The sequence below is a fragment of the Nitrospina gracilis 3/211 genome (assembly GCF_000341545.2).
GTDB classification, from domain to species: Bacteria; Nitrospinota; Nitrospinia; order Nitrospinales; family Nitrospinaceae; genus Nitrospina; species Nitrospina gracilis.
Window position 1 is genome coordinate 2,423,766 of the sequence record NZ_HG422173.1, and the last position, 17,451, is coordinate 2,441,216.

16 protein-coding genes and 1 pseudogene are annotated in these 17,451 nt (G+C 56.6%); all 17 read right to left on the reverse strand.

Going from position 1 to position 17,451, the window contains the following annotated elements; all coding sequences use genetic code 11:
- Positions 1-364, reverse strand: a pseudogene (locus tag TX82_RS11570) (hypothetical protein); the annotation flags it as partial.
- Between the two features lie 606 nt (positions 365-970).
- A complete protein-coding gene (locus TX82_RS11575; RefSeq protein WP_052338263.1) occupies positions 971-1,579 on the reverse strand; it encodes a site-2 protease family protein in 609 nt (202 codons plus the stop codon).
- Between the two features lie 319 nt (positions 1,580-1,898).
- Entirely contained in the window at positions 1,899-3,203 is a 1,305-nt protein-coding gene (locus TX82_RS11580; RefSeq protein ID WP_005010717.1) for a glutamate-5-semialdehyde dehydrogenase, read from the reverse strand.
- Between the two features lie 17 nt (positions 3,204-3,220).
- Positions 3,221-4,192 carry a leucine-rich repeat domain-containing protein gene (locus TX82_RS15340; protein ID WP_005010718.1) on the reverse strand — a complete coding sequence of 324 codons (972 nt, stop codon included), beginning with the start codon at positions 4,190-4,192 and terminating at the stop codon, positions 3,221-3,223.
- Complete coding sequence (locus tag TX82_RS11590; RefSeq protein WP_005010720.1) at positions 4,189-6,363, reverse strand: NHL domain-containing protein; 2,175 nt, start codon at positions 6,361-6,363, stop codon at positions 4,189-4,191. The genes TX82_RS15340 and TX82_RS11590 overlap by 4 nt, the downstream gene beginning before the upstream one ends.
- 4 nt (positions 6,364-6,367) lie before the next feature.
- Positions 6,368-7,117 carry a leucine-rich repeat domain-containing protein gene (locus tag TX82_RS11595; RefSeq protein WP_005010723.1) on the reverse strand — a complete coding sequence of 250 codons (750 nt, stop codon included), beginning with the start codon at positions 7,115-7,117 and terminating at the stop codon, positions 6,368-6,370.
- Positions 7,118-7,200: 83 nt separating this feature from the next.
- On the reverse strand, positions 7,201-7,884 hold the full coding sequence (locus TX82_RS11600; protein ID WP_005010725.1) for a glycosyltransferase family 2 protein: 684 nt from the start codon (positions 7,882-7,884) through the stop codon (positions 7,201-7,203).
- Between the two features lie 17 nt (positions 7,885-7,901).
- Positions 7,902-8,702: a tryptophan synthase subunit alpha gene (trpA, locus tag TX82_RS11605; protein WP_005010733.1), complete on the reverse strand. Its 801-nt coding sequence runs from the start codon at positions 8,700-8,702 to the stop codon at positions 7,902-7,904.
- Complete coding sequence (gene trpB / locus TX82_RS11610) at positions 8,699-9,910, reverse strand: tryptophan synthase subunit beta (protein ID WP_005010734.1); 1,212 nt, start codon at positions 9,908-9,910, stop codon at positions 8,699-8,701. Before trpB ends, trpA begins: the two co-directional genes overlap by 4 nt.
- 2 nt (positions 9,911-9,912) lie before the next feature.
- Positions 9,913-10,542 (reverse strand): phosphoribosylanthranilate isomerase, encoded by a 630-nt coding sequence (locus TX82_RS11615; protein ID WP_005010735.1) that lies wholly within the window; start codon positions 10,540-10,542, stop codon positions 9,913-9,915.
- On the reverse strand, positions 10,517-11,329 hold the full coding sequence (gene trpC / locus TX82_RS11620) for an indole-3-glycerol phosphate synthase TrpC (protein WP_005010736.1): 813 nt from the start codon (positions 11,327-11,329) through the stop codon (positions 10,517-10,519). Before trpC ends, TX82_RS11615 begins: the two co-directional genes overlap by 26 nt.
- A gap of 10 nt (positions 11,330-11,339) precedes the next feature.
- A complete protein-coding gene (trpD, locus tag TX82_RS11625; protein WP_005010737.1) occupies positions 11,340-12,371 on the reverse strand; it encodes an anthranilate phosphoribosyltransferase in 1,032 nt (343 codons plus the stop codon).
- A complete protein-coding gene (gene pabA, locus TX82_RS11630; RefSeq protein WP_005010738.1) occupies positions 12,346-12,957 on the reverse strand; it encodes an aminodeoxychorismate/anthranilate synthase component II in 612 nt (203 codons plus the stop codon). The genes trpD and pabA overlap by 26 nt, the downstream gene beginning before the upstream one ends.
- Positions 12,954-14,447 carry an anthranilate synthase component I gene (trpE, locus tag TX82_RS11635; protein WP_042251156.1) on the reverse strand — a complete coding sequence of 498 codons (1,494 nt, stop codon included), beginning with the start codon at positions 14,445-14,447 and terminating at the stop codon, positions 12,954-12,956. Before trpE ends, pabA begins: the two co-directional genes overlap by 4 nt.
- Positions 14,448-14,643: 196 nt before the next feature.
- Complete coding sequence (locus TX82_RS11640) at positions 14,644-15,471, reverse strand: WD40/YVTN/BNR-like repeat-containing protein (protein WP_005010741.1); 828 nt, start codon at positions 15,469-15,471, stop codon at positions 14,644-14,646.
- Positions 15,472-15,523: 52 nt separating this feature from the next.
- Positions 15,524-16,360: a sialidase family protein gene (locus TX82_RS11645; protein WP_005010744.1), complete on the reverse strand. Its 837-nt coding sequence runs from the start codon at positions 16,358-16,360 to the stop codon at positions 15,524-15,526.
- Between the two features lie 117 nt (positions 16,361-16,477).
- Positions 16,478-17,371 (reverse strand): leucine-rich repeat domain-containing protein, encoded by an 894-nt coding sequence (locus TX82_RS11650; protein ID WP_005010747.1) that lies wholly within the window; start codon positions 17,369-17,371, stop codon positions 16,478-16,480.
- Between the last annotated feature and the right edge of the window lie 80 nt (positions 17,372-17,451).

The following is a 17,451-nucleotide window of genomic DNA, read 5'->3' on the forward strand; positions in this document are numbered from 1 at the left end:
ACGGGGGGAACAGGGAATCATCCGCCAGTTTGAATTCCGGATCGATGCGCACGCCCATCATCTCCTCAAGGTCGAGCCGCGCCAGTGAAATATCACTCTCAAACTGGTTGATGTCATTCAACGTACCTGCCAGCCCCAGTTTAAGCTTGGTCAGTGCCCCCTGGGTGACGTCCCCCTCCCCTTCCTCAAACTTTCTTTCAGCATTGATGACGGCTTTCTCGAAATGCCCCTGCACCTCACGGGAAATCCCAATCTGTTCCTTCCTAACCAGGATCCTCTCGTACGCAAGACGCACGCGGTGCTCCAGGTCAATCGCTTTGGATCTTTCAAGCTTTCCAGGGTTGGAATGGGCTTTGAGCGCCATTTTCACGCATTCCACAACAGGCGGCAGGATGCTCAAGGTATCTGCGTGGGCAGACCGGGGGAAAGGAAGAACCGCTCCCGCCAATAAAATCAGCAGCACCTGCAGAAAGGAAACTCTATAAAATAAAAATTTTTCATTTAATTTCATAAACTTAACAAAATAACTTAATGCCTAAAGGGAGGGAAGTTGAAAAAAGCAGGCGAAAAAAAGGGATACTGAACAAACCGAAAAGAGTTCTTGATGGCAACCAAGAAGATAGGGCTGAGTCTATCTTTCCACTCTTTTTTGGTAGAGTGCTTATAAAATAAGCACTTTGTCCAGTACCCCAAAGGATATACAGAATCTAGCATAGCGTTTGTCGCCTTGTCAATAGTATTTTGCTTTTCCGGGGCCCCTTCACGCCCCCATCAAAAAAGGCATAACCTTATATTTTATATGTAGTTAAAAGATTCATCGGGCAGGATTTTCAGCGCCAGACGCCAATTTCAAAATAAGGGCAAAAATAAAACGAAAATAACTTCAAAATCCATTTAATCAACAGGTTAAAGTCCGAACTTCGGAATCCTTTCACAGCTTATTCACAGGGCGCCCTCACCCTCTCTTCGTTCACTGGATCATGTCTATGGGAACGGGAACAAACGTGACCAAAAAAATGAGTATTGAAGCGTATCCCACCTTTTTATGAAACGGTGTTAACAACACGGTTTCATCGATAACGGGTGGATGTTTCACTCCAATGAAAAACACCATTGCCGCCCACACGAACCATCCGGGCCAATACATGCCAAGTGGAAACAGCGCGACAAAAAACAAACGCGCAAGCCACGGTTGCTGTTTCTTATACATGGAATAAATGATGTGCCCGCCATCGAGCTGACCGATAGGCAACAAATTGAGCGCGGTGAAAAACATGCCGAACCAACCTGCCAACGCTAGGGGATGCAGATAGATGGTCAATTCTTCGTTGAACGGGCTCACGCCCAGCACCAGCTCCGAGAGGAAATAAAGAATGAGAGAATTGCCGTAATTGAGCCCCAGCCCCGGTGGCGGAGCCACATGAGACACCACGGAAAACATCAACCCCACTGCCAGCACAAACAACGCCACCACAAATCCCGCAATCGGTCCCGAGGCACCGATTTCCATGAGTGCCCGGCGGTCCGGAATGGGTTCCTTAATTGCAATGAACGCCCCGAACGTGCCAACAATGAACATGGGGGGGCGGGAAGGAAATTCGGTAGTGTGGCATCCACGTTATTGCGCCGGCAGGCAAAATAATGCCCGAACTCATGGACGCCAAGGATTGAAAGCAGCCCCAGCGCGTACCAGACCCCGCCCACCAGCGTGGTGGTGAACACGGTTCCCGCCAGCAAAAGCACAAACACCGTGACCGTTCGAAAATTGATCAAAAACCGCTTTTGCGGATACGGGTACGGCTCGGCATCCCAAGGACCGTACTCCTGTGGTCCTTCCCGGTTTTCTGCATTTCTATCCATTTTATCCTGCCGTTTCCAATCCATCCGGGTTTCACAGGTCACAACGGCGTGTCGTTGGACAGGGGTCGATGCGTGAACGATTTGCCCCCTTCCCCGGAATATTCGCCCACGGTTTGCCCGCATCCGAACAGTTTGTACTTGTAAATCACCAGACCCTCAAGCCCGACGGGTCCGCGCGCATGCGTCTTGTTGGTGCTGATGCCGATCTCCGCTCCCAGCCCGAAGCGGAATCCGTCGGCAAAGCGGGTGGAGGCGTTCCACATGACGCTCGCCGAATCCACCTCGTTCATGAACTGTTCCGCCGCCTCCCGGTTTTCGGTAACGATGGTATCAGTGTGTCCGGAGCCATGCTCGTTGATGTGTTCGATGGCCGCCCCACGGTCATCCACCACCTTGATGGCCAGCTTGAGGTCATTGTACTCGGTGTCCCACTCCGCAGCCGAAGCCTTTTGGAGATCCGGCACCAGACTGCACGCACGCAGGTCTCCCATCAACTCCACCCCTTTTTCGCGAAATCGAGCTGTGAGATTGGGAAGCACCTTCGGAGCCACCTTCTCATGCACGAGCAGGGTTTCCATCGCATTGCACGCCGCCGCATATTGCAGTTTCGCATCCAATGCAATATTCGATGCCTTATCCACATCGGCGTATTCGTCAATGTATACGTGGCAGATGCCTTCGGAATGCCCCAGCACAGGAATTTTCGTGTGATCCTGAACGTACCGAACGAACTCATTGCTGCCCCGCGGAACAACCAGGTTGATGTAACGGTCCTGCTCGAGCATCTCCGCCACTTCAGCGCGGGTTTCGATCAATTGCACCGCCTCCTCGGGCACACCGGGTGTTCCGGCAATTGCCTGTCTCAAGAGGCTCACAATGACCTTGTTCGAATTCTGCGCTTCGCGTCCCCCTTTCAGAATGACCGCATTGCCGGACTTCATGCAAAGCGACGCGATCTGCGGCACCGCGTCGGGACGCGACTCAAAAATGGCTCCAATGACCCCGATGGGGCACGACACGCGGCGCAGGATCAGCCCTTCATCCAGCTCCGTCGTGCCTTGCACCCGGCCAACGGGATCTTCCAGCCGGGCCACACTGCGGATGCCTTCCGCCATTTGCTTCACCTTGTGCGCATCCACTGCCAGCCGAGCAACGAGGGGGCCTGGAATATTTTCCTGTTTGCTGTACTCGAGGTCCTTTCGGTTGGCCTCAAGGATGGCGTCTGTGTGGTTGACAAGCGCTTCGGCCATGGCTTCGAGAACACGGTTTTTGGTGGCCGTATCGAGACGTGCCAAAACCAGCGCCGCCTTTTTGGCCGACGCGGCCAATTCTGTTACGGTCATGGTCTTCCTCTTGCTTTTTAATTCAGGGAGGGGTAAACGTCGTTACCTACATTCTTTAGATTATCGGATTTCTTGATGGCCCGCACCCCGGCATTACCGATTTCGTTACCCCACAGGTACAGGCGGTTCAGGCGGGTCAGCACCGGAGACCCGGCCAGGTCATGAGCCCCGGTTTCCGTGATGCCATTCCATTGCAGGTCCAGTTCTTCCAGGTTTTGGAATGCCTCCGATTCGGCGAGGTGTTTCACACCCACGTCGCCAATCCTGTTCCGCTCCAGTCGAAGCTGTCTCAGTTTACGAATATACGGAGATTCCGCAAGAACCTTTGCACCTTCTTGGCCGATTTCGTTGTGAGACAGCGACAGGACTTCCAGATTTCCCAAGTAGGGCGAGGACGCCAGAGCGGCAAGGCCCCGGTCCCCCACTCCATTTTTGTCCAGCCTGAGAATCCGGATTCTTTCCAGAACCGGCGAACGGGCGAGGGCGATCAAGCCGGGGTCGCCAATGCCGTTTCCGGACAAATCCAGGTATTCGAGTGCCTTCAGGGTATCCGAATTGGCCAGAGCCTCCGCCCCTGAAGGACCAATTTGGTTTCCCCATAGGTTGAGATGCGAGAGGTGAGGATACTTATTGGAAGATGCGAGTGCCGCCGCACCCTCCGGACCGATCCGGTTGTTGAACAGGTTCAGTGTCTGAAGGTTTGGCAGATACTTGGAATCCGCCAGACCCTGGGCTCCGGCATTGCCGAAACCGTGGGAGTTGAGGTCCAGGGTTTCGACCTTCTTTAAAAGGCGGGACCTTGCCAGTTGGCGCACCCCGTCATCGCCCAGCATGCCGCTGAAATTGAGCTTGAGGTGGGTGCCGTTCTGTTTCAGTTCTTTCAGGATGATGGCATTGATATTGAGTGCCCACACGGTGCCCGACCACACTAACCCGGCCAGGGCGGGTGCCGCCCACACCAGAGCCCGGGTTGTGTGGAAAAGCTTCATGGGAAATTCTGGATCGTAATGCGGACTTCCAGTCCATCCTGAAGCCAGCCGAAATTGTCATTGCCCGCCAGAGTGGTGATGGTGCCATGGGTATCCACCCGGCGGACGCGGTTGTTGTCACGGTCGGTGAAATACAGATTTCCTTCGCTATCGAATGCCATGCGGTAAGGGCTTTTCAACTGCGCTTGGACGGCGGGCCCGCCGTCACCTGAAAAACCCTGCACACCCGTTCCCGCCACGGTGGTGATGATGCCGTTCTTGTCCACCTTCCGGATGCGGTGCGTGTTTTCCTCGGAAATATACAATTCGCCGGAAGGCGAAAACACCAGTCCTCCCGGCGACCGGATACCCGCCAGCAAAGCCGGCCCACCATCTCCCTTGTCTTCGAAACTGCCGTCGCCCGCATAGGTTGTCACATTGCCTTCGTTGTCGATTTTACGGATTTTGCTGCTTCCGGAGTCGGAGACAAACACTTCCCCCTTATCATTCACCGCAAGGCCGTTCGGGTGCACTTCCCCGTCTTCAATGGCCAGCCACGCATCTTTCGCAAGGGTCTGGATGCTTCCCTGTGCGTCGACCCAACGGATATCACGGTTGGTGTAGTCAGCAAGATACACCTTTCCATCCGGTCCGACCGCAACGTCCTTGATCACACCGAGCGGTGCGTTGACCGCCGGGATCCCATCCTCCGCATGACCCAGCACCCCGCTCCCGGCAAAACGGTCGATGACACCGTTTTCGTCGATGCGCCGCACATACCAGCTGTTGCCCTGCGAAGAGATCAGGTATATACGGTTCTGGTGATCGATTTCCAGGCTTTCCGGCATGAATAGCGACGCGTAGCGTGCGGAGCGTCCGTTGCCTTCATTGCCCTCCCGCCCGGTACCCGCGTAGGTATAAATGTAACCTTTTTTGTCAAGCCCCCTCAGACGGTGCGCCTGCTTGTCGGCAAAAATCACGTGTCCCTGCTGGTCCACAACAATCCCTGAAGGTGCATCCAGCGTGGCGCCGGGACCGGGACCGTGGTCGCCGCGAAACAAGGCCTGCCCGTTGCCCGCCACCGTCTGCACTGTGTGCTGAACGAGGTGCATGCTTCGCACGCGGTGGTGGTTTCGGTCCACGATGAGAAGGTGTTGATCCGGTGTAAATGCCAGCGCAAACGGCAGATGCAGGGAGGTTTCGGAGGCAATTTCATTATCGCCGTTGTATTCGTTTTTGCCGGTGCCCATAACGGTGGTTATGATGCCGTTTGTATCCACCTTGCGCACCCGGTTGTTGTTGCGGTCGGCAATATAAAGATTGCCGCGGTCGTCTGTGACCACGTCTGTGGGATACGCCAGGCTGCACCGCGTGGCAGGTCCAAAGTCACCGCTGAAAAAATGCGTGCCCTCTCCCGCCACGGTGGTGATGATCCCGTCGGGCGTCACCTTGCGCACGCGGTTGTTGCCGCGGTCGGCGATGTACAGGTTGCCGCTTTCATCGACGTGAATGCCGAACGGATACTTGAGAAGCGCATCGATGGCCGGACCAAAATCCCCTCCGTATCCCGCCATACCCAGGCCCGCTACAGTGACGATCTGTCCCTGCGGATTCATTTTCAGCACACGGTTGTTTGAACGGTCGGAGATATAAACCTGACCTTGAGAGTCGCACGCCACGTCCGAGGGAAAATGCAGGGGAATTTCCTCCGCCGGGCCCTCCTCCATACCAAAATCCGGCTCGCCCGTTCCGGCAACGGTGGTGATGATGCCTTTCGTGTCCACCCTGCGGACGCGGTGATTATTGCGGTCCGCGATATACAGGTTGCCTTTCAAGTCCAGGCACAGCCCGGCGGGGAAATTGAGTGCGGCTTCGAGGGCCGGCCCTTCATCTCCGCTGAAACCGGCATTTCCATTGCCCGCCACGGTGGTGATGATGCCGTTTTTACCGATTTTGCGGATGCGGTTTTTGGATCGGTGGGATATGAAAATATTGCCTTCCTTATCCACCGCCACACCGTCCACCAGGGTCAAGGCCACATGGGTTGCCGGTTGTCCGTCGCCGATGTCCGAATAGGGAAAAGATTTTTCGCCGGGAAAAGCCGCACCGGCCAGGACAACGCTCAACACAACCAGACAGACCCACCGGATGATGACTGCGTCTCGTCCGTGGTTCCGATCTGAAATGTTCATGCGTTCACCGTATCGTTATTTCTATCTGTCGTTGACGTTTTGTTTTAAAGACGGCCCGGAGGGTGGGTTCGCCCAACCGGTTTTGTATGAGGTCGAGCATTTCCAGATTCGGAAAATTCGGCGACTCAATTATTGCAATCGCCCCTTCATCCTGAATGTTGTTTTGTCCGAGGTAGAGATTTTTGAGCGAAGTCAGATGTTTGGCCTTGGCCAGCATTTTCGCGCCATCCGGCCCGATTTCGTTGCGGAACAGGCCGAGTGTGGTCAGCTTTGGGAACGCCCTGGTATCGACCAGGTGATCCATCGCATCGGGCGTGATGAGGTTGTCGTTGAGCAGAAGGGTTTCCAGCTTCTGAAAATTCCCGGACTGCGACATCAGCCGGATGCCCGGCTCGCCGACTTCATTTTTCCAGAGTTGCAGGGTTTCGAGGTTCTTGATGTAGGGCGATTCGGTCAGCGCCTTCACACCCACATCGCCCAGAAAATTGCCCCAGAGATCGAGGCTCTTGAGATTGGAAAGGTAAGGAGATTGGGCCAGGACCTGCATGCCCTCGGCCTCAATGAGATTGTTCTGAAGGTTGAGCTCGGTGACGGTCTTGAGAATTTCCATCTCCGCCAGCCGTGCGGCTCCGCCGGACCGGATCTTCACCCCGCTCAGGTCGAGTTTCGTACCGTCCTGGCTGAGCCTCTGCTCAACCAGTTCATCGATTCCCTGCGCGGCCGCCACGGAGGAACACAGCAATATCAGCGCCACGAGAACCCCTGTCACTCTTGTCAGAACAGAAACCATGCGCGCGTAGGATGAGGGTTAACGCTGTGATCTAATCCATACCCCAGCTAGGTTAACAGATATTTGAAGATGGTGTATATGATTTTCGTCCCGGCCTTGAAAGTTCCCGAAACCGTGCCGGTTATTTTCGACACGCCCACCCGCCAGCGGTACCTGACCGGCACCTCAAGGATGCGCAATTTCTTCTTCACCGCCTTGATTTGCATCTCAACCGTCCAGCCGAAGTTGGTATCCTGCATCCCGATGTCCATCAGCGACGCATACCGGATCGCCCGAAACGGCCCCAGGTCCGTATAACGGTGCCCGAAAAACAATTGAATGAGGAACACGGCCAGCTTGTTGCCATACCGCGCCTGTGGCAAAAGCGCTTTCCGGCTCTCCTTCAAAAGCATCCGGCTCCCCAGAACGAAATCCTGCTCTCCCGCTTCGATGGGCTGAACGAGCAGATCGATCTCTTCGGGATAATCGCTGTAATCGGCGTCGAGGAATACGACAATATCGGGATGGTCGAGCGTGGCGATCCCTTTAAGGCAGGCGCTGCCGTAACCGCGGCGGGGTTCGGAAACCACCGTCGCGCCATGCTGCCGTGCCACTTCGGCGGTGGCATCAGTAGAAGCGTTGTCAACCACGATGATTTGATGAAGACGGTCTTGAGGAAGGTCGTCCAGCACCAGCCCAATGGACTGCTCTTCGTTGAATGCGGGCAGGATGACGGAGATTCTGGAAGACATGGGAAGCCGCCTGCGGCTCAAGCTCCGTTGAGGGCGCTCTTGATACTGGCGATGAACTTGCCGATTTTTTCTTTCCGCTCGTCGGGGCTGGAGCACTGGTCAACGAGTTTGACGATGGCGCTCCCGACGATCACGCCGTCGGACATCTGCGATGCCTCTTTCGCTTCTTCCGGGCCGGAGATGCCGAAGCCGATCATCACTGGATGCGTGGTGATTTTTTTCACCTCGCCGATGCGCGACTGCAAATTATCGCTGAACTTGCTCTGCATTCCGGTGACGCCGGTAAGCGAGATGTAATAAATGAAACCGCGGCTTTTCTCGGAAATCATGCGCACCCGGTCCGGCGTGCTGGTGGGCGCGAGCAGGTATATGACGCGCAGGCCCTTGCCGTTGGCAAAGGTTTCGAAAGTTGCAGCCTCTTCCGGCGGCAGGTCGGGCACGATGACCCCATCCACGCCCGCCGCCACGGCGTCGTTCACAAACGCTTCCTCACCGTAAACGAACACCGGGTTGTAGCTGGTCATGAGCACGATCGGAAGTTCGGAAGTCTTACGCAGGTCGGCCACGAGAGCGAGAATCTTTTTCAGGGTGGTGCCGCTTTTGAGCGAGCGTTGCGACGCCGCCTGGATGACGGGTCCGTCAGCCAGGGGATCCGAGAACGGCACGCCGAGTTCCACGATGTCCGCGCCATTTTCCTCGATCACCTGAAAGATGTCTTTGGTCGCGTCGAGGCTGGGGTCGCCCGCGGTGATGAACGCCACCAGCGTTTTCTGTTTTTTTGCGCGCAGGTCTTCGATGCGCTGTTCGATGCGGTTCACGGCTGTTCCCCCAGAAACTCAGCCACCTGGTTGACGTCCTTGTCGCCCCGTCCCGACAGGCAGAGCACGATGATCTCGTCCTTTTTCATCTTAGGCGCCATCTTCGCCACCTGCGCGATGGCATGCGCCGACTCCAGCGCCGGGATGATGCCCTCCGACTTCGACAGCAGCTTGAATCCTTCGAGCGCTTCCTCGTCGGTGATCGACACGTACTCCGCCCGGCCCGTCTCGCGGTAATAACTGTGTTCGCAACCGACGCCGGGGTAGTCGAGTCCGGCGGAGATGGAATGTGCTTCGTGAATCTGCCCGTCCTCGTTGAACAGCAGGTAACTTTTCATGCCGTGCAGGACGCCCACTCCGCCGTGACCGAGCGACGCGCCGTGCTTGCCGGTATCGATGCCGTGGCCCGCCGCCTCGACGCCCATCAGTTTGACGGACTCGTCGTTGACGAAGGGATAAAACAGGCCGATGGAATTGCTCCCGCCGCCGACGCAGGCGACGCAGATGTCCGGAAGCCGCCCTTCCACTTCCTGCAACTGCCCTTTCGCTTCCTCACCGATGATCTTTTGGAAATCGCGCACGATCATGGGGAACGGATGCGGTCCGACGACCGAACCGATGATGTAATGCGTGGTCTCGACGGTGGTGATCCAGTTGCGGATGGCCTCGCTGGTGGCGTCCTTGAGCGTGCGCGTGCCTGAAGAGACGGGAATGACCTTCGCGCCCAGCAGTTTCATGCGGAAGACGTTGAGCGCCTGCCTGCGGATGTCCTCCTCCCCCATGAACACCTCGCATTCGAGATCAAACAACGCCGCCGCTGTGGCCGTGGCGACGCCGTGCTGTCCGGCTCCCGTCTCGGCGATGACGCGTTTCTTGCCCATGCGCTTGGTGAGGAGCGCACTGCCGATGGTGTTGTTGATCTTGTGCGCCCCGGTGTGGTTGAGGTCTTCGCGCTTGAGATACACCTTCGCCCCGCCCAGTTGACGGGTCAGGTTCTCGGCGAAGTACAGGGGCGACGGACGTCCGACGTACTGTTCGAGGTAATATTTGAGTTCGCGCTGGAACTCCGGGTCCTGCCGGGTTTCGTTATAAATCCGCTCCAGTTCGGTGAGCGCGGGCATCAGCGTCTCGATGACGTACTTGCCGCCGAACTGGCCAAAATGCCCGGTGGCGTCCGGGACGGTCGTGTAATCTTTCGGTTGAGCCATGGTCACATTCCTTTTACGGCTTCAATAAACTCGCGTACTTTTTTCTTATTCTTTTTGCCCGGTTTGGATTCCACACCGGAACACACATCCACCCCATACGGCCGGCAAACACGGATGCCTTCGGTGACGTTTTCCGGGTCGAGCCCACCGGCGAGGATCACCGGACCGTGCTTGCGTGCCTGCTTGACCAGGCTCCAGTTGAAACGCTCGCCGGTGCCGCCCCACTCGCCTTCCTTGTAGGCGTCGAGCAGAAACGCGGAAACGGCATAACGCGACAGGTCTTTCACCGACGCCGCATCTTTCACGCGGACGGCCTTCACCACTTTGCCCGCAATGCGTTTGCAGAACGCGGGTGACTCGTCACCGTGCAACTGCACCACATCCAGTCCGCAGTACTTCACAGTGCGCTCGATGACCTCGGCGGTTTCGTTGACGAACACGCCGACCCTCTGCACGAACGGAGGCAGTTTGTCTGCGATGGCCTTCGCCTGCCTGGCCGTCACCGCACGCGGGCTTTTTTTGTAAAAGATGAAGCCCACCGCATCCGCACCGCACTCCACCGCATGCATCGCGTCTTCCAGCGAAGTCATGCCGCAGACCTTGACTTTAACCGGAAACGGACGTTTTGTCATGGCCGCGCAGTTCCTGTAATTTTTCGGAGATGCAGTCCGCCTTCATCAGGCTTTCGCCGATCAAGAACGCGTGCATGCCGAGCGATTCGAATTCCTCGATGTGGGCGCGTTCGTAGATGCCGCTTTCACAAACCAGGCACAGGCCACCCAGCCCTTTCAATTGACCCAGCAGGCGGCGCGACACGGCGAGGTCGGTCTTACCCGTAGTCAGATCGCGGTTGTTGATGCCGAGCAGTTTGGCGTCGGCATACAGCGCTTTCTCCAGATCTTTCTCGTCGTGGGTCTCGACGAGGGCGGTGAAACCCAGCTCGTGGCCCAACGCCATCAGGTCCTTCAACTGGTTCTTGTCGAGCGAGGTGGCGATGAGCAGATAAAAATCCGCGCCGAAGGCCCGCGATTCATACACCTGGTATTCCGTGTAAATGAAATCCTTGCGCAACAACGGCACGCCCACTTCTTCCTTCGCCTGCACGAGGTAATCGATACTGCCGCCGAAGAAATTGCTGTCCGTCAGGATGGAAATCGCCGACGCCCCGTTGTCCGCATATTCCTTCGCGATCTTCATCGCATCGAAGTCCTGCACCAGGTCGCCCTTGAACGGCGTGCGCCGTTTGATCTCCGCGATGATGTTCGACCCATCCCCTTTTTGTGAAAGAGCACTCAGCACATCCTGCGCTTTCGGCACCAGGCTCAACCGCCCCTTCAATTCGGAGAGCGGCCGTTCCCGTTTCGCCGTGGCGACATCGTCCTTCTTGTGTTCGAAGATGGTATCGAGAATGTTTCCCATGATCGGTTTCCTAAGGCACGTTGACAGGACGCTGATTGCTGATGCGGCACAGGTCTTCCAGCTTCTGCTTGGCCGCACCCGAGTCGATGGACCGGCGCGCAATGTCGATGCCCGCTTTCAAATCTGTTGCTTTGCCTCCAGCAACAATGGCGGCGGCAGCATTGAGCAGCACGATGTCGCGTTTCGGTCCGGGCGCGCCTGCCAATATGCCGCGCACCAGTTCGGCGTTGTCCTCCACCTCCCCGCCTTGCAAATCCTTTGCGTTGCACAGGGTCAGTCCCACCTCCTGCGGCTTGAAAACGTACGCCTTCACTTTGCCGTCTTTCAGTTCCGCAACCTGCGTCGATGTCGTTAAGGTGATCTCGTCCAGTCCATCCTCGCCGTGCACCACAAAGGCGTGACGGCATCCGAGTTTGCCAAGCACGTTGGCCAGCGGTTCGGTCCATTTGACATCGAACACCCCCACCACCTGCGCCTTGACGCCCGCCGGATTGGTGAGCGGTCCAAGCAGATTGAATATGGTGCGGAACCCGAGTTCGCGGCGCACGTCGGCGGCGTGTTTCATCGCCTTGTGCATCGACGGCGCAAACAGGAACGCGATGCCGGCGTCCTTGAGACATTTTTCGACGACGGATTTCTCGGCCTCGACATTGACGCCGAGGCATTTCAGCACATCGGCACTGCCCGACCGGCTGGACACCGCGCGGTTGCCGTGTTTGGCAACGGCGACGCCCGTCCCCGCCACGACAAACGCCACGGCGGTGGAGATGTTGAACGTGTTCGCTCCGTCACCGCCGGTGCCGCAGGTGTCCACCGCATGCTCGCCGTCGGCCTCCAGCTTTTCCGCCTTCTCGCGCATCACCTTCGCCGCCCCGGTGATCTCCGAAACCGTCTCGCCCTTCATGCGGAGCGCGGTGAGGAACGCGCCGAGGAACGAGCGCTCCACCTTGCCTTCCATGACGAGGGTCATGACGTGGATCATCTCATCTTCCGTCAGGTCACGGCCGTCGACCGCTTTATGAAGAATGTTGTGTGCGTCCATTGACGTGTTCTGCCGGCAGTCCCGGCGAATCCAGAAAGTTTTTCAGAAGGTTTTTGCCGTACACCGTGAGAATGGATTCCGGGTGAAACTGCACCCCTTCTACCGGCAGTTCTTTGTGACGGATGCCCATGATCTCGCCTTCCGCTGTCCACGCCGATACTTCGAAACAATCGGGGAGCGATTCCCGTTCCACGATCAACGAATGATACCGCGTGGCTTCGAACGGATCCGGCAGGTCCCTGAACAGGGTTTTGTTGTCGTGGTGGATCTGCGACGTCTTGCCGTGCATCAGCTTCGCCGCCTTGACGATTTTTCCGCCGAACGCTTCGGCCACTGACTGGTGTCCCAGGCACACACCAAGAAGCGGAATCTTTCCCGCAAAATGCCTGGCTACGTCCTTCGACACCCCGGCCTTGGTGGGCGTGCAGGGTCCGGGAGAGATGACGATCTTCTCCGGCGCGAGTCCCTCGATCTCCTCCACGGTGATCTTGTCGTTGCGTTGCACGCGGATGTCCGCACCCAGTTCCCCCAGATACTGCACGAGGTTGTAGGTGAACGAATCGTAGTTGTCTATCATCAGGATCATAAGACCAATCCCTTTTCCGCCAGTTCCACCGCCTTCAGCATGGCCCTGCCCTTGTTCATCGTTTCCTCGAATTCCTTTTCCGGCACCGAGTCGGCAACGATGCCCGCACCGACACCGAGATAGCCGGTCTGGTTTTTCACCACCAGCGTGCGGATGGCGATGGCCGTGTCCATGTTGCCGTTGAAACTGATGTAGCCCACCGCCCCGGCGTAAAGGCCGCGCCGCGTGGGTTCCAGTTCCTCGATGATCTCCATCGCGCGGATTTTGGGCGCACCGGAAACCGTGCCTGCCGGAAACGCCGCCGCCAGAACATCGAAGCAGTCGAGACCCTCTTTTAATATACCGCGAACGTTGGAGACAATGTGCATGACGTGTGAATATCTTTCGATGGTGAATTTTTCGTTCACCTCCACGCTGCGGATCTCCGCCACCCGGCCGAGGTCGTTGCGACCCAGGTCCACCAGCATGATGTGCTCGGCCAGTTCCTTTTCATCCTGCAGGAGGTCCTTTTCCAGCGCCCGGTCCTCGTCCTCGTTTTTACCGCGCTTGCGGGTGCCCGCGATGGGCCGCACCTCGACGTCCTTGCCCTCCAGCCGCACCAGCACCTCCGGTGACGATCCCACCACCTGCATGTCGCCGAAGCTAAGGTAATACATGTAGGGCGACGGGTTGATGGTGCGGAGAGCGCGGTACAACACGAAGGGGTCCTGCTTGAGTTCGAAGCTCAGCCTTTGCGAAAGCACCACCTGGATTGCATCCCCCTCACGGATGTAATCCTTGACCTTGAGAACCGCTTTTTTGAAATCCTCTTCCTCGAAATTGGAATGGATTTCGGCGTGACCGCTTTGCAGGGAGGGATGGCCGCCATTGCTGTGATGCGACAGGTCTTTTCGAAGCAAGCGCTCCAGCGCCTCGATCTTGCCTGTCGTTTCCAGGTACAACTCGTCCAAGTCACGTCCCGGCGTGTGGGCGTTGGAGACGATCTTGATGGTCTGCGTCACATTGTCGAACACGAGAAGCGTGTCGGTGATGACGAAGTAGGAATCCGGGATATCGAGGTCGTCTTCCGTCTGGCCAGGCAGGTCCTCGAAGTAGCGCACCATGTCGTAGCCGATGAACCCCACCGCCCCGCCGGAGAAGCGCGGCAGACCGTCCACCGCCACCGGCTGGTACCGGGAGAGCATCTCCTTGACCACCGACAGCGGTTGTTCTCCATTCAATTGTCTGGTTTCGTTCTGTCCGGAGGTGTGGACGGTGACCGAGTCGCCTTTGGTCTGTATGACAGTAGACGGATTACAACCAATGAAACAGTAGCGCGCCCACTTGTCGCCGCCCTCGACGCTTTCCAGAAGGAAGGCGTGCATGCCGTCGCGAATTTTCATAAACGCCGAAACGGGCGTATCCAAATCGGCGAGAATTTCCTTGTAAACCGGAATCAGGTTGCCCTGTTTCGCCTTGGCCTTGAAGTCATCGAGAGAGGGTTTGTACATTGCAAACAAAAAAGCACAGACGCACTGTGCCAAACGAAAAAGGCCTCTTAGAAAGAGTCTATTTTCAATGAGTTAGTTTAATGACAGTACCACCGAGGGGCGGAGGGTGTCAAGCCGATTGCGCGGGCCCGTGCAGCAGCCCGAAAAGCATTCCGGAAAAGACAAAACAACCGGGCCGATGCAAGGATTTGGAACTCTACTCCACTTCCTTCCAGTCCTCGCCGTCCCAGTGCAGGATGAGGCCGTTGTCCCCCACCGCGTACATGTCGTTTTCGTTCGGACCCCAGATGGCGGTGAGGTATTCCTCGGTATTGGACTCGATCCGCGTCCATTGGTCGCCGTCGCGGTAAAGAATGAGACCGACGTCTCCCACCGCGAACACCAGTTCCTCGCTGGGTCCCCACACATCCAGGAAGAAGTCCTCGACGGGAGTCGGCATCACCTTGAAATCATTACCATTGAAATGAATCAAGGTGCCGAAGGACCCGGCGAAATACATGTCCTGCGGCCCGAATCCGTAGATGCTGTACAGCTCCGCGTTGGAGTTGAAGGTCATGCGCTTCCACTCGTCGCCGTGGAGCTTGAGCACCAGCCCGTCGAAACCGACGGCGTACATGTTTTCCCGGTCCCAGCCCCAGACGGCGGCGATGTCCGTCTGCGTGCCGCTGGACATGAATTTCCAGTTCTGGCCGTCGTACCTGAGGATTTTGCCGATGCGGCAACAGGCATAGATTTCGTTTTCGTCCAACCCCCAGATTCCGGACATGGGCGGCAGACTGTCGGTGTCTTCCGGCGTCCACTCTTTGCCGTTATAGCGGATGATTTTACCGTCGGTGCAAACGGCGTAGAGGTTGTCCGGCGCGGTGCCCCACATCCGTTTGAGGGTCCAGCGTCCGCCGGTATCGATCTTGGTCCATTCTTTGCCGTTCCAGTGCAGGCAGGTGCCTTCAGCTCCCCCGATGAACACATTGTCGGCGCCGAAGCCGTACACAGACAGCAGGTTGCTGCTCGTCAACTGGCTCATGTCCCGTCCCCGTTTGAGATTTCAGCGGTTCGTTACTGCGTGAGTTGCGCGATCACAATGAAACGTCGTGCCATTTTTTGCCATCGTAGAAGATGACGCAACCATTTTCTCCGCACACCCAGACCTTGTCAGGAGCGAGTCCGCGTACTTTGGTGAAGTAAGAGTCAAAAGGAATTTCCATCTGCGTCCATGCCTTTCCGTCATAGTGCAACAGAGTGGACGCATCGCCCACGGCGAAGATGTTGTCGTCGGAACTCCCCCAGATGGCGAGGATGTATTCCTCGGTACCCGTTTCCATGCGGGTCCACTCGTTGCCGTCGAAATGCAGGATGGTACCGTACGACCCCACCGTATAGACGCTGTCGGCACTGGCGCCCCAGATGCCGTAAAGCGAAGTCTGCTCATCAGTCAATTCCTCGCGGCGATGGAAGGTCTTGCCGTCGTAGAAGCGGTAAATGCCCTCACCGCCGACGGCGTGAATCCGGTTGATGTCCGTTCCCCAGAAACCGAACAAATCGTGGATGGTGTTGGGCTCGCGGTATTCCCAGGACGTCCCGTTCCAGAACAGCACCCGGCCACCGACACCGAAGATGAATATGTGCGATTCATCGTAGCCGTAAAGTGAGTTGAGTGAGTCGTAATTGCCGGTGTCGATTTGCGTCCACTCCTTGCCGTCATAGTGGATGACCACTCCACCGATACCGACCGCATAAATGCAGTTTTCGTGAGCAGCCCAGATCCCCATGAGTGGGTTGGTATTTTCCGTTCGTTCGGGGGTCCAGAATTCACCATCGTAGTACTGGGGGATCCCGTCTTTCCCCACAACATAAATGCTGTTCTCGTTGAAGGGCCAGATGTCCATCAAATCCGGTTTTTCGCCCGTAAACATGGTTTGCTTCGATCCTTAATGAAAAACTGATTGAGAAACGGTATTCGGTAACGTCTCGCCCCGCAACCCTGTTTCAGACGAGGAACGGCCCCGGATAGAGACAGCCCCAAACAGGGGTCAATGTTCGGCGGGGGTGAGCCGGAACACCACTTTGGACAACTTGGGCAGGTTTTCCGAATTCTGAATCAACTCCTGCACCTCCTCACTGATGTCGTTGTGAACGAGGATCAGGGTTTCCAGATTGGACAGGACCTTGGACTCCGCAATGGCGCGCGCCCCCTGGTCGGTGATCTCGGTTTCATACAGATCAAGCAGGGTCAGGTTGCGCATGCATTCGGATTTGGCGATGGCCTCCACTCCGCGATCACCTATAGGATTGTACGTCATCGTCAACTGCTGTAGATTCTTGAGCGTTTCCGATTCCGCCAGGGCGACGGCCCCGTCCGATTCGATATAATTCCAGTTGAGGTTGAGCTCGGTCAGCTTGGACAGGTTTTTTGACCGTGCAATGGCCAGAGCCCCTTCATCGGAGATGTTGTTGCGGTAAAGTGAAAGCAGATTGAGCCGAGTGAGCGTTTCCGACTCTGCAATGGCAGTGGCCCCCTCATCTTCCAGCCCGTCCCCTACCCAAAGCGAAACCAGATTGCCCAGAATGGTGGACTTGGCCAGCGCTTTTGCGCCTTCGGCGGTGATTTTATTGTCGCTCAAAATCAGTTCGGACAGGTTGAGCATGGTTTTGGACTTGCACATTGCAGCCAGTCCGGCATCCGTCACCTGGTTTTTGAACAAGTTGAGGACGGTGAGGTTCTTCATTTCCTTACAGTCGAGCAGGGCCTGAACGCCCTCATCGCCGACCTCGTTGAACTCCAGGAATATCGCGGTGATGTCCTTGATCTGGTCGCTTTGAACGATGTTTTTCAGATCCTCATCGCCGATTTCGCGCTCGCGCAGATCGAGTTCGCTGTTTTCGATATTCAGGCCTTCCTTGATGATCGATTCGGTATCCGCCATGGCTCACTTCTAGGAATTAAAGTCAGGGATTTGAAGACATGAATCGCCTATTGTAGAAAAATCAACGTTTTTGTAAAGAT

What these genes read in the sequence shown, in the direction of transcription:
- TX82_RS11575 (WP_052338263.1), bottom strand. Translation starts at nt 1,579, where the DNA reads ATGTTCATTGTTGGCACGTTCGGGGCGTTCATTGCAATTAAGGAACCC.
- TX82_RS11580 (WP_005010717.1), bottom strand. Translation starts at nt 3,203, where the DNA reads ATGACCGTAACAGAATTGGCCGCGTCGGCCAAAAAGGCGGCGCTGGTT.
- TX82_RS15340 (WP_005010718.1), bottom strand. Translation starts at nt 4,192, where the DNA reads ATGAAGCTTTTCCACACAACCCGGGCTCTGGTGTGGGCGGCACCCGCC.
- TX82_RS11590 (WP_005010720.1), bottom strand. Translation starts at nt 6,363, where the DNA reads ATGAACATTTCAGATCGGAACCACGGACGAGACGCAGTCATCATCCGG.
- TX82_RS11600 (WP_005010725.1), bottom strand. Translation starts at nt 7,884, where the DNA reads ATGTCTTCCAGAATCTCCGTCATCCTGCCCGCATTCAACGAAGAGCAG.
- trpB (WP_005010734.1), bottom strand. Translation starts at nt 9,910, where the DNA reads ATGGCTCAACCGAAAGATTACACGACCGTCCCGGACGCCACCGGGCAT.
- TX82_RS11615 (WP_005010735.1), bottom strand. Translation starts at nt 10,542, where the DNA reads ATGACAAAACGTCCGTTTCCGGTTAAAGTCAAGGTCTGCGGCATGACT.
- trpC (WP_005010736.1), bottom strand. Translation starts at nt 11,329, where the DNA reads ATGGGAAACATTCTCGATACCATCTTCGAACACAAGAAGGACGATGTC.
- trpD (WP_005010737.1), bottom strand. Translation starts at nt 12,371, where the DNA reads ATGGACGCACACAACATTCTTCATAAAGCGGTCGACGGCCGTGACCTG.
- pabA (WP_005010738.1), bottom strand. Translation starts at nt 12,957, where the DNA reads ATGATCCTGATGATAGACAACTACGATTCGTTCACCTACAACCTCGTG.
- trpE (WP_042251156.1), bottom strand. Translation starts at nt 14,447, where the DNA reads ATGTACAAACCCTCTCTCGATGACTTCAAGGCCAAGGCGAAACAGGGC.
- TX82_RS11640 (WP_005010741.1), bottom strand. Translation starts at nt 15,471, where the DNA reads ATGAGCCAGTTGACGAGCAGCAACCTGCTGTCTGTGTACGGCTTCGGC.
- TX82_RS11645 (WP_005010744.1), bottom strand. Translation starts at nt 16,360, where the DNA reads ATGTTTACGGGCGAAAAACCGGATTTGATGGACATCTGGCCCTTCAAC.
- TX82_RS11650 (WP_005010747.1), bottom strand. Translation starts at nt 17,371, where the DNA reads ATGGCGGATACCGAATCGATCATCAAGGAAGGCCTGAATATCGAAAAC.